We start from the raw sequence: 12,149 nt of genomic DNA on the forward strand, positions 1-12,149 counted from the left end.
TTGACTCTTCCGCAGCGCAGCACCACCTTCTGAAGTATCGGAGGGTGTGTGGTGCGTCTCCGTACCCGGTACGGAGATGCTGTCTCCTCGGGAGGCGGAAATGATCGTCGGGATCGGTACCGATCTCCTCGACGTCGGTCGTATGGCGCGCGAGCTGGCCCGCGAAGGTGCGGGATTTCGCGACGACGTCTTCACTCCTGCCGAGGTTGCCTACTGCGAGGCCCACGCCCACCCCGCCCAGCACTTCGCCGTCCGCTTCGCGGCGAAAGAAGCGTGCTGGAAGGCGCTCGGAGCCCCGGAGAAGAGCGTTTCCCTGAGGGACGTCGAGGTGGTGAAGCCAGAGGCCGGCCCTCCGCGCCTCGTCATGGCGGGCCGGGCGAGGGATGAGGCCGAGCGGCTCGGGGTGAAGCGCGCCCTCGTCTCCCTGACGCACACGTCCACGCTCGCCCAGGCGACCGTGCTGCTCGAAGACTGAACGATGCCCGAAAGGAGACCCGGATGAGGAACGGAGAAACGGTCGGCCCGGCGCTCCTCGAGCTCCCTCGAACCGGGACCCGTCCCCCGAACATCGGCTCGTGGGAGGCGGCGCGGGAGGGCTTCGACTGGCCACTCGCCGAACGCGAGCTCGGCTGGGAGCGGGAAGGCCCGGTCAACATCGGCTGGAACCTCGCGGACCGGATCTGCCGGCGCGGGCTGGCGGCCAAGCCGGCGCTCCTCTGGGAAGCGGCCGACGGGGGCGAGCGCCGCTACACCTTCGACGACCTTCGCGTCCTCTCGAACACGATCGCCGCGTGGCTGGCCGGAAGGGGAATCGCGCCCGGCGAGCGGGTCTGCCTCTTCATGGACCGCGTCCCAGAGCTCTACCTCGCCTTCGTCGGAATCCTGAAGCTCGGGGCGGTCGTCCAGCCGCTCTTCTCGGCCTTCGGCGAGGAGTCGCTCGCGACGCGCCTCGTCGACGCCGGGACGTGCTGCGTCCTGACGCAGAGGAAGCACCTCCCGAAGGTCCGGCGCGCCCGCGCTCTGCTGCCGGACCTGCGCCTCGTCGTCGTCGTCGACGCCGGGGCGGCACCGCTCGGGGAGGGGGAGGTCGCGCTCGACCTCGACGCAGAGCCTCGCGTCGAGAGCTACGAGGTCTTCCCTGCGAAGCCCGAGACGCCGTCGGTTCTCCACTACACCTCGGGGACGACGGGACAGCCGAAAGGCGCGCAGCACGTCCATCGCTCGCTCATCGCCCAGTACCTGACGACGAAGTGGGTCCTCGACCTGAAGGAGGACGACGTCTACTGGTGCAACGCCGACCCGGGCTGGGTGACGGGGACCTCGTACGGGATCATCGGTCCCTGGGCCTGCGGCGTCACCCAGGTCGTCCTCGACGCCGGGTTCGGCGCCGAGCGCTGGTACGCGTTCCTCGAGAAGCGGCGGGTCACCGTCTGGTACTCGGCGCCGACCGCGATCCGCCTGCTGATGAAGGAGGGGCTCGAGGTCGTGAAACGGCACGACCTCTCGGCGCTCCGGCACCTCGCGAGCGTCGGCGAGCCCCTGAACCCCGAGGCCGTCCACTGGTCGCGCGAGGCGTTCGGCCTCCCGTTCCACGACACGTTCTGGCAGACGGAGACGGGCTGCATCGTCGTCTCGAACTATCCCGGCATGCCGATCAAGGCGGGCTCGATGGGGAAGCCGTTCCCCGGTATCACCGCGGCGATCCTCGACCTGAAGACGTACGAGCCGCTCTCAGAGCCGGGACGCGTCGGGATGATCGGCCTCCTCCCGGGCTGGCCCTCGATGATCCGCGAGTACAGGGGCAACCCCGCGGGCTACGCGAAGAAGTTCGCGAACGGCTGGTACCTCACGGGCGACCGCGGGACCGTCGACGCCGACGGCTACTTCTGGTTCGTCGGGCGCGACGACGACGTCATCAACACCGGCGGGCACCTCGTGGGGCCTTTCGAGATCGAGTCGGCCCTCCTCGAGCACGCCGCCGTCGCCGAGTCGGCCGCCGTGGCGAAGCCCGACCCGGTGAACATGGAGGTCGTCAAGGCCTTCGTCACGCTCAAGCCGGGCTTTACGGCCTCTCCCGATCTCGAGCTCGAGATCATGAACTTCGTCCGCAAGCGCCTCTCCCCGATCGCCATGCCGCAGGAGATCGCCTTCGTCCCCTCGCTCCCGAGGACGCGGAGCGGAAAGATCGTCCGGCGGGTCCTGCGCGCACAGGAGTTCGGCGAGCCGCTCGGCGACGTCTCGACTTTGATGGAGGACTGACCATGGACGACCTTCGGATCGCCATCCTGGAATACGTCCGCCGCGAGTACCTCGAGGAGGACGACGACCGGACCCTGACGGCTTCCACCCGTCTCATTTCGGGCGGCATCGTCGACTCGTTCTCGATGGTCTCGCTCAAGCGCTTCCTCGAGCGCAAGTGCGACCTGAAGATCCCCGACGCAGACGCCACCCCGGAGGCGTTCGACACGGTCGACTCCATCGCCGCCCTCGTCGAGCGCCTGTCGGCAGTGAAGGCCTGACCGTGGACGCGGCCGTCATTCCTGCCGTCGCCTCCTTCCGCGACGTTTACGGCTCCGAGCTCGAGGCGATCCGCGCGGCCGGTCTCTACAAGGACGAACGCTTCATCCACGACCCCCAGGGGGCCGAGATCGAGGTCGAGTTCCCCGTCGGGGCCGCGCCGAAGAGGGTCCTCAACCTCTGCGCGAACAACTACCTCGGACTCTCCTCGCACCCCCGCGTCGTCGCGGCCGCGCACGCGGGCCTCGAGAAACGGGGCTACGGGATGTCCTCGGTCCGCTTCATCTGCGGCACGCAGGACATCCACCGGACGCTCGAGCGCCGGCTCTCGGAGTTCCTCGGGACCGAGGAGACGATCCTCTTCTCTTCCTGCCTCGACGCGAATGCCGGCGTCTTCGAGGCGCTCTTCGGCGAGAAGGACGTCCTCATCGCCGACCGCCTCGTCCACGCGTCGATCGTCGACGGGATGCGGCTCTGCAAGGCGATGACCGACACCTACAAGCACTCGGACATGGGGCACCTCGAGGAGAAGCTCGTCGAGCACGCCGACAAGCGGTTCCGGGTCGTCATCACCGACGGCGTCTTCTCGATGGACGGCGACCTGGCGAAGCTCGACGAGATCGTCGCCCTCGCCGGGAAGTACGGCGCGCTCACCTTCGTCGATGACTCGCACGCCACGGGGTTCATCGGGAGGACCGGTCGAGGGACGCCCGAGCACTGCGGCGTCCACGGTCGCGTCGACCTCGTCACCACGACGTTCGGCAAGGCGCTCGGCGGCGCCTCCGGGGGTTGCGTCAGCGGGCGCAAGGAGCTCGTCGACATGTGCCGCCAGCGGGCGCGGCCGTACCTCTTCTCGAACACGCTCGCCTCGGTCATCGTCTCGGGAACGCTCGAGGTCCTCGACCTCGTCTCGGAGACCACCGAACGGCGGGACCATCTCGAGGAGAACACGCTCTTCTGGCGGAAGGGCCTGACCGAGGCCGGCTTCGACATCAAGGCCGGCGCGAGCCCGATCGTCCCGGTGATGCTCTACGACGCCAGGCTCGCGCAGGACGTGGCCCGGGATCTCTTCGCCGAGGGGGTCTACGTGGTCGGCTTCTTCTTCCCGGTCGTGGCGAAGGGGCAGGCGCGCATCCGGACGCAGCTCTCGGCGGCCCACACGCGCGAGCACCTCGAGCGCGCTCTCGACGCGTTCGTGAAGGTCGGGAAGAAGCACGACATCCTCGGGAAGACGAAGGCCGAGATCGTGGCCCGGTACGGGCTCTGACGGAGAGGAGGCAGCGATGCAGCCGAGACGGATCCTCGAGGTCCCCATTCCCGACGGGGTCGACCCGAAGGGAGACGACCTGGAGCTCCTGAAGGCGGTCTTCCAGGCGCTCACCGCCCTGCGCGTCTCGCAGGGGCGGGACTGGCTGAAGAAGGTCAGCGATCTCGAGAGCGACGGCTGGACCGTCCGCTGGGGCCTCACCTGGCGTGCCGAGGCCAAGCGGGGAGAGGAGTACGAGGAGGCGACGGGGAAGACGCTCGACGAGGCGCTGAACGGAGTCGCCCAGATGGTCGTCGCCGAGTACGCCGGGCACGTGCCCTGAGGCGACGGGGCACCGCCGAGGCGGGCAGGGCCGCTACACGACGGTCGCAGGCGGGGCGGTGATCCTGATGGCCTCCTCCAGCGTGCCGGGGCCGAGGTCCAGGTCCACGAGGTCGAGGTTGGCCTTCACGTGCTCGGTGCGCCTCGTTCCCGCGAGGACGGACGTAACGTGGGGGTTCCGATACAGGAATTGCAACGCCAGCGCCGTCAGTTTCCGGCCGTCGCCACCGACCAGATCGAGCAGGGCTTTCGTCAGTGACCTTTCTGGCTCGTTCAGGCTCTCGAGGTGGGGAAGGACCCGCGTCGTGAGCCGGCCATAGGCCAGGCCGCCCCGGACGAGAACGCCGATGCCCCGTTCTCCACAGAGCCGGACGACGCCCTCGTCACCCCGGTTCGTCAGGCTGTAGTCCAGCTGGAGAACGTCGAAGTCGCCGGACGCGATGCACCTGGGCGCGATGCACCTGCGCGCGATCTCTCCCCCGGTAGAGGCGCCGAGGAACCGGATCTTGCCCTCGGCCCGCGCCGGCAAGCCATCCGGACCGGTGCCTGCCGGGAGAGAATCCTCCCTGGGCCTGGGCGTGCGCCAGGAAGAGGACGGGGGGATCGATGACGAGCCGATTCGAAAAGCCGGGGCTGACTCGGGACGTGGCGAGACGGCCGGGCTCCGGCTCTTGCCGGGCGGGACTCGGGAGGGCCCTCACTTCGTTGGCGCTCGTCCTCGCTGTCTCAGCGGCGTCGGCAGATCCGGAGCCCGGCGTTCCGTCGGCGGCCGAGGCCGCGAAGATCTCGCCGTGGGTCCTGGCGGCCACCGAGCGGGCGGGCGAGGCGCCAATCCTGGTCCTGCTCTCGACGCAGGCCGATCTTTCCGGCGCGGCCGCGCTCGCGTCGAAGGGGGAGAAGGGGCGGTTCGTCACCGAGGCGCTTCGCCGGACGGCCCGCGAGTCGCAAGCCTCTCTTCTCGAGCGCCTTCGCCAGCTCGGGGTTCCCCACCGCTCCTTCTTTGCCGCAAACGCCGTGGCGATGACCGTGGGCCGCAAGGTCGTCCTCGAGCTGGCCTCCCGCGCCGACGTGGGGCGGGTCGAAGGAGACGCCCGGGTCGCGGTCGACCTGCCGAAACCCGGTCCCGGGACATCCCGCGGCGATTCCGTGGCCGCCGTCGAGCCGGGAATCGCTCAGACCCGCGCGCCGGAGGTCTGGGCCGCCGGACACACCGGCGTCGGGATCGTCGTCGGCGGGCAGGACACGGGAATCTCGTGGACCCACCCGGCGCTGCAGGCGGCGTACCGGGGATGGAACGGCGTAACGGCCAGCCACGATTACAACTGGCACGACTCCATCCACTCCTCGACCGGGCCGTGCGGCGCGAACGCCGTCGCTCCCTGCGACGACGACGTGCACGGAACCCACACTCTCGGCACGGTGGCCGGCCTCGGCGGAGCCAACCAGATCGGGATGGCGCCGGGATCGCGTTGGATCGGCTGCCGCAACATGGACGGCGGAAACGGGACGCCCTCGACCTACCTCGAGTGCCTCGAGTTCTTCCTCGCGCCGTACCCGGTCGGGGGGACTCCGGCGCAGGGCGACCCTGCTAAGGCCCCGCACGTGACGAACAACTCGTGGGCCTGTCCGTCCTACGAAGGGTGTGCCGCCGATACCCTGAGGCTCGCCGTCGCGGCGCAGCGCGCGGCCGGGATCTTTACGTCGGTCTCGGCGGGGAACTCGGGATCCGCCTGCTCCACCGTCGCCGACCCTCCGGCGATCTACGCCGAGAGCTGGGTCGTCGGGGCGCTGGTGACGGGCACGACGTCGATCGCCTCCTTCAGCAGCCGGGGCCCGGTGACGCTCGACGGGAGCGGACGGACGAAGCCGGACATCGCGGCACCCGGAACGAGCACCCGTTCGAGCGTTCCCGGCGGAGGTTATGGATCGCTCTCGGGAACCTCGATGGCCTCGCCGCACGTCGCCGGCGCCGTCGCGCTCATCTGGTCCGCCCAGCCCGCCCTCGTGGGCCAGGTCGCACAGACCGAGAGGATCCTGGCCGACTCGGCAGTCGCCGTCAGCTCGTCGGCGTGCGGTTCCGTTGCGGGCGTGCGGCCGAACAACGTCTTCGGCTGGGGGAGCCTCGACGTGAAGGCCGCCGTGGATCTCGCCTTCGTCCGGCCGATCGTCTCGGGCGTCTCTCCGGCAGACGGCCCGTCCGCAGGAGGGACCGCGGTCACGATCCTCGGTGCCAACTTCTCGACCTCCACGCCGCCGGCCGTCTCGTTTGGCGGAGTGGCGGCCTCGTCGGTGACCGTCGGCTCGGCGGGGAGCCTCGTCGCGGTCGCACCTCCCCGAGCGCCCGGCGCAGTCGACGTCACGGTCACGAACCCCGGCGGGGCTTCGGGGACGATCGGCGCCGCGTACACCTACCTGGCGCCGCCGGGGACGTCGTTCCACACGCTCGTCCCCTGCCGTGTCCTCGACACGCGATGGGCCGACGGACCGCTCGGTGGGCCAGTTCTCGCCGCCGGACAGGCGCGGACGTTCGTCCTGGCGGGCGCCTGCGGCGTCCCGGCGGACGCCGTCGCCGTGGCGGTCAACGTGACCGCGACCGAAGCGGAGTCCACGGGAGCCCTGACCCTCTTCTCCCCGGACGGCCCCCTGCCTCCCGACCGGCACGCTCCATTTCAGGCCCGGCCAGACGCGCGCGAACTGGGCCTTCGTCCTGCTCGGGGTCGGGCCGAGCCTCGGCGTGTCGAACGGCTCCACCGGCTCGGTGCACGCCATCGTCGACGTGAGCGGCTACTTCAGGTAGTGGACCTGGCTCTCTACTGCGGCAGGATCAGCTCCGTCCGCCGGTTGTTTCCCCGGCCGGCGGGCGTGTCGTTCGTGTCGTTCGGGTATTCCTTTCCGAAGCCCTGGACCTTCAGGCGTTCCTTCGGGACGCCGCGGCCGACGAGGAAGTCGGAGACGACACGGGCGCGATCGAGGGAGAGCTTCAGGTTGAGGTCGTCGCCGCCCGTCGAGTCCGTGTGGCCGCAGACGTAGACGTCGACGTTGGGGAAGTAGGCCTTCAGGATGTCGGCCTGCTTGTTCAGGACCGGCAGGCCGTCGGGCTTCAGCTCGCTGCGGCCGCTGTCGAAGGAGACCTTCTCCGAGTAGTCGAAGACGAGGACCTGCGCCAGCCCGAGCTTCTTGGCGACGGCCGAGGCGTCGGTGCCGAAGCGGAAGACGAGCTGGGCCTTGTCGGGGGCGATGATCCGGACGCGCTTCTCGGAGACGGGCGCCCCGTCGCGGCGCGCCGCGATCGACATCAGCTCGTCGAACGTCGTGACCTGGACGGCGGCCGGGGTCGATCCGACGTCCTTCCCCTTGAACGTCACCGTCGCCTCTCCCGGGTCGGAGACGACTTCGACGGCCATCTTCAGGTCGACTTTCGGGCCGCACGCGGAGGCGAAAGCGACAGAGGCGACGACGAGGGCAAGGGCCCGGGCACGGTTCAGCATGTTGTCCCCCTTCGGTGTATTCGGGGCGAATGATACCGGGAGCCGGTCAGGGGAGCTGGACGTAGACCATGAGGCGCGCGGACAGGGCCGGTGCGCCGGCGGCGTCGACCGCGGGCCGCCATTTCCAGCGGGGCAGGGCCTCCATCACGAACCGGCCGCATTCGGGGGGGGCATCCGACGGGAACAGGCGCGGGGCGACGACGTTGCCGTCCGGGTCGATGGCGAAGCCGACGGTCACCGCGGCGCCGGAGCAGCCGCCGGGAGTCGCGCCGGCGAACGGCGGATCGGGCGTCAGGCGCTCGGGAAGCGTGACCGCCCTGCGCACCGGAGGAGGGGCCGGATCGGGAGGGCGCGTGGGACGCAGGACGCGGAGCGTCGCTGCCGTCGGCTCGGGGACGGCCGCCGGAGCGGATTCCGGAGGCGTCGCCGGGGTCGTCACCAGGGTCGGCGACGGCGGGAGGGCGGTCGGCGCCGCCTCCGGCTGCGCGTGGGTCGGGAGAGCCGTCGGCCGGGGTGCGGACGGCTTCTCCGCGGGCTTCCCGCCGGTCCGGAGAACGACGAGCCCCGTTCCGGCCACCGCGAAAAGGAGGATGACGAACACCGCCGCCATGGGGACGACGTACGAACGGCGCGACGGCGCGCTCAGGACGGAGGTCGCGACGACGCGCGGCGCCTGCGTGTCCGCGTGAGCGGGAACCTGAGGCGTTACGGGCCCGAGGACGGTCGGATCGGGCGACATGGGAGGCGGCGCCGGCGCCGCGCCGTCCTGGACCTCCCCGAAACCCAGAACCCGGGTCGCCGCGGTCTCCGCCGGGCGACCCGCGAGATAGGCGTCCATCGCGTCCCGCATGGAACGGGCGGAAGGGAAGCGCCGGTCCGGCTCGCGCTCGAGCGCGCGCATGACGATCCCGGCGAAACCGGGGTCGACCCCGGGACGGGCTTCACCGAGCGGTCGGGGTGGCTGCGTCAGCCTCAGGATCACCGCCTGGAGCGGATCCTCCGCTTCGAACGGATAGGCTCCCGACACGGTCTTGTAGAGCGTCACGCCGAGGGCGTAGAGGTCCGCTCGCCCGTCGAGCTTCTTTCCCTGGGCCTGCTCCGGAGCGACGTAGGCCGGCGTCCCGAGGAGGAAACCGGTCTGCGTCTTGACGAGCGAGCCGGAAGACTTCGCGATCCCGAAGTCCATCAGGAAGGGCCGGCCGTCGCGGTCGAGGATGACGTTCTCGGGTTTGATGTCGCGGTGGACGATCCCGCGGCCGTGGCTGTACTCGAGCGCCTCGAGGAGGGGAATCGCGATGCGCGCCGTCTCTCTCTCGCGAAGGGGACCTCGCTCCCGGACCTCTCCCGAGAGGGTCCGCCCCTCGACGAGCTGCATCGAGTACCAGTAGATCCCGCGGGTCTCCCCGAAGTCGTAGACCTTGACGATCGAGGGGTGCTCGAGAGCCGCCGCGAGACGGACCTCCTGCGTGAAGCGCCGGGAAAAGTCCTCGTCGGCCTGGTGCCCCGGCGCGAGGACCTTGAGCGCCTCGGCCCGCTCCAGGCGCGGGTTCCATATCTGGTAGACCGTCGCGAACCCGCCCCGCCCGAGCTCCCGGTCGATCCGGTACCGCCCGGCGAGAAGCTCCTGCAGGGGCGCGAAGGCGTCCGTCTCCATCGCGGGGTCCAGAGCCCGACCCGTCAGGCCCGTAGGGCTGCGGTCAGGAGCTCGCGGAGCTTTCCGAACCTCTTGTCGTAGTCGGCGCGGCTCCGGCGGATCACCTCGTGGGCCTCCTCGCGCCCGTAGACGTGGGTGATCTCCACCCGGTGCGGCTGCAGCGAGTCGGGCGCCTGCTTGTAGGTGAGGAAGTAGTGCTTGAGCCGGTCGACGAGCGCCGGGGGAAGCTGGTAGATCTCGCGCAGCTGGCCGAAGACGGCGTCGCCCTCGAGGACGGCGACGATCTTGTCGTCGGCCTCGTTGTTGTCGAGCATCCGGAGGCCGCCGATCGGGATCACGTCCATCAGGACGTCGCCGTGGGAGATGTCCTTCTCGGAAAGGACGCAGACGTCGAGCGGGTCGCCGTCGCCGACGATTCCCTCGCGCTTCGTCTTCTGGGCGCAGAACGCGGCGTTCTCCTCCCCGCAGTACGTCTGCGGGATGAAGCCGTAGAGCGAGGGGTAGACGTTCGAGAACTTCTGGGGGCGGTCGATCTTCAGGTACCCGGTGGTCTTGTCGAGCTCGTACTTCACGGGGTCCGTCGGCACGATCTCGATGAAGGCGGTCACCTTGTCGGGAGCCTCGTCGCCGACCGAGATGCCGTGCCACGGGTGGGGCCGGAAGAGGAGGGGAAGGAGCTCCCAGAGGCCCTCGGGAATCGGCTTGCTCATGCGTCAACGCTACCAGAAACGTCCGGAGGCGGCTCCCTGGTCGCGAGATACTCCGGGCCGATGCCGACCCCGGGTCCGCCTCCCGCCCCGAAACGCTACGTCCTCCGCAGGCCTGCGCCCGCGAAGAGCTACCGGATCGACTACTACCGGGAGCTGAACGCCGAGCAGCAGGCCGTCGTCTTCGCCCCGGACGGCCCGACCGTCGTCGTGGCGGGCGCCGGCTCCGGAAAGACCCGGACCCTCGTCTACCGCGTCTCCCGCCTCGTCGAGGACGGCATCGCCCCCGAGGCGCTCCTCCTCCTCACGTTCACGAACCGGGCGGCGAAGGAGATGACCCGGCGGGTCGAGGGCCTCCTCGGCGCCGACCTCGCGCGGATGACGGCCGGCACGTTCCACTCGGTCGGGGCACGGCTCCTCAGGCCCCACGCCGAGCTCCTCGGCTATCGGCCGAACTTCTCGATCCTCGACGCCGAGGACAGCAAGGACCTCCTCGAGTCGGCCACGTCCGACCTCGGGATACCGATCACCGAGCGGCGCTTCCCCAAGGGGGACCTCCTTCGCGCGATCGTCTCCTTCGCGGCGAACACGGGCCAGAAGGTCGACACCATCGTCGGGCGCGACTACCCCCACCTCCTCTCACAGCTCGAGGCCGTGAGGGCGGTGATCCGCCGCTACCTCGAGCGGAAGGTCCTGGCGAACGCAATGGACTACGACGACCTCCTCCTGAACTGGAAGCGCCTCCTCGAGACGCACCCCGAGGTGAGGAAGGCTCTCGCACTGAGGTTCCGCACCGTCCTCGTCGACGAGTTCCAGGACGTGAACCACCTCCAGTCCGAGATCGTCGACCTCCTCGCGAAGGACTCGGAGCAGCGGAACGTCATGGTCGTCGGCGACGACGCGCAGTCGATCTACTCGTTTCGCGGCGCCGACGCCGAGGCGCTCCTCGGCTTCCCCGACCGCTACCCGGGCGCCACGGTCTACCGGCTCGAGACGAACTACCGCTCGACGCCCGAGATCCTGAAGCTCGCCGACGCCTCCATCGCAAACAACTCCCGCCGCTACGAGAAGACGCTGGTGGCGACGCGGGAGTCCGGTGTCCCCGTGGCTGTCGTCGGGGCGCGGGATCTGGCGCAACAGGCCGAGTTCGTCGCGCAGCGGGTGCTCGAGCTGCGCGACGAGGGGACGCCGCTCTCCGAGATCGGCGTCCTCTACCGCGCCCACTTCCAGGCGCTGGAGCTGCAGATCGAGCTGACCCGCCGCGGCATCCCATACGAGGTCCGCTCGGGCCTGCGCTTCTTCGAGCAGGCGCACGTCAAGGACGTCCTCGCCCATCTGCGGCTCCTCGTGAACCCGAAGGACGAGATGTCGTTCAAGCGAGCGCTGAAGCTCCTGCCGAAGGTGGGGGAGCGGACGGCGGCGGTCCTCTGGGAGGCCGTCTCCGAGTCGCCGGAGCCGCTCGCCGCGTTCCTCGCCCTCGAGCTGGGAAAGGCGCCGGCCGGCGCGCGGGCGGGCCTGCTGCGCTTCCGCGAGACGATGAAGACCCTGAAGAAGCCGTCGTACTTCTCCTCCCCGGCCGAGGCGATCCGCTACGTCGTCGACGACGGCGGCTACGGCGACGTGGCGAAGGGGAAGTTCCCGAACCACTCCGCGCGCCTCGACGACCTCGAGGCCCTCGCGCAGTTCGCCCTCGCCTACGACGACTGCGGCCACTTCCTCGAGGAGGTGACTCTCTTCGGCGACCCGGTCGGCGAGGACCAGGTGGCGGGAGAGGAGGACGACGAGCGGCTCGTCCTCTCCTCCGTCCACCAGGCCAAGGGCCTCGAGTGGAAGGCCGTCTTCGTCCTCGGCCTGCAGGAAGACCGCTTCCCGAACCTGCGCGCCGCGCGCACGCCCGAGGGGCTCGAGGAAGAGCGTCGGCTCTTCTACGTCGCCGTCACCCGTGCAAAGGACGAGCTGTTGCTCGTCCACCCGCTCTCGGCCTACGACCGCTACGGCGTCGTCGTCGTCACCGAACCGAGCCAGTTCCTGCGCGAGCTGCCCGAAACCCTCTACGAGCGCTGGGTCCTCGACGAAACGGTCGACACCGCCCTCACGCCCGCTCCCGACCGACCCCGCCTCGCCGCCGATCCGACCCTCGCCCCCGACGACGACGACCCCGTCAATTAAGGTGAATTAGGGGTCAGGTCTTGATT

Annotated in this window: 10 protein-coding genes; 7 read left to right on the forward strand and 3 right to left on the reverse strand. The window is 70.0% G+C overall.

All coding sequences use genetic code 11. The features are described from left to right. Window positions 1–100: 100 nt before the first annotated feature. Genes acpS through IPN03_11385 form a run of 5 tightly spaced genes read left to right on the forward strand, consistent with a single transcriptional unit; the run spans window position 101 to window position 4,106 of the window. Complete coding sequence (acpS, locus tag IPN03_11365) at window positions 101–475, forward strand: holo-ACP synthase (protein MBK9374301.1); 375 nt, start codon at window positions 101–103, stop codon at window positions 473–475. Between the two features lie 23 nt (window positions 476–498). After that, complete coding sequence (acsA, locus tag IPN03_11370) at window positions 499–2,259, forward strand: acetate--CoA ligase (GenBank protein MBK9374302.1); 1,761 nt, start codon at window positions 499–501, stop codon at window positions 2,257–2,259. Window positions 2,260–2,261: 2 nt separating this feature from the next. Then, window positions 2,262–2,519: an acyl carrier protein gene (locus IPN03_11375; GenBank protein MBK9374303.1), complete on the forward strand. Its 258-nt coding sequence runs from the start codon at window positions 2,262–2,264 to the stop codon at window positions 2,517–2,519. A gap of 17 nt (window positions 2,520–2,536) precedes the next feature. Then, window positions 2,537–3,784, forward strand: a complete 1,248-nt coding sequence (gene kbl, locus IPN03_11380; GenBank protein MBK9374304.1) for a glycine C-acetyltransferase — start codon at window positions 2,537–2,539, stop codon at window positions 3,782–3,784. A gap of 16 nt (window positions 3,785–3,800) precedes the next feature. Further along, complete coding sequence (locus IPN03_11385) at window positions 3,801–4,106, forward strand: hypothetical protein (protein MBK9374305.1); 306 nt, start codon at window positions 3,801–3,803, stop codon at window positions 4,104–4,106. A gap of 33 nt (window positions 4,107–4,139) precedes the next feature. Here the strand turns inward: IPN03_11385 and IPN03_11390 are convergent, their stop codons facing one another. Further along, window positions 4,140–4,634 carry an aldo/keto reductase gene (locus IPN03_11390; protein MBK9374306.1) on the reverse strand — a complete coding sequence of 165 codons (495 nt, stop codon included), beginning with the start codon at window positions 4,632–4,634 and terminating at the stop codon, window positions 4,140–4,142. A 176-nt stretch (window positions 4,635–4,810) separates the two neighbouring features. Between IPN03_11390 and IPN03_11395 the strand changes: the two genes are divergently transcribed. Continuing rightward, entirely contained in the window at window positions 4,811–7,135 is a 2,325-nt protein-coding gene (locus IPN03_11395; GenBank protein ID MBK9374307.1) for a S8 family serine peptidase, read from the forward strand. A gap of 504 nt (window positions 7,136–7,639) precedes the next feature. Here the strand turns inward: IPN03_11395 and IPN03_11400 are convergent. Further along, window positions 7,640–9,247, reverse strand: coding sequence for a protein kinase (locus tag IPN03_11400; GenBank protein MBK9374308.1), 1,608 nt, complete (start codon window positions 9,245–9,247; stop codon window positions 7,640–7,642). A gap of 23 nt (window positions 9,248–9,270) precedes the next feature. Then, complete coding sequence (locus tag IPN03_11405; protein ID MBK9374309.1) at window positions 9,271–9,957, reverse strand: inorganic pyrophosphatase; 687 nt, start codon at window positions 9,955–9,957, stop codon at window positions 9,271–9,273. A gap of 60 nt (window positions 9,958–10,017) precedes the next feature. Here IPN03_11405 and IPN03_11410 point away from each other — a divergent pair, with 60 nt between their 5' ends. Further along, window positions 10,018–12,123 (forward strand): ATP-dependent helicase, encoded by a 2,106-nt coding sequence (locus IPN03_11410; GenBank protein MBK9374310.1) that lies wholly within the window; start codon window positions 10,018–10,020, stop codon window positions 12,121–12,123. The last annotated feature ends 26 nt before the right edge of the window (window positions 12,124–12,149 follow it).

The organism is Holophagales bacterium (assembly GCA_016719485.1).
Taxonomy (GTDB): Bacteria; Acidobacteriota; Thermoanaerobaculia; order UBA5066; family UBA5066; genus UBA5066.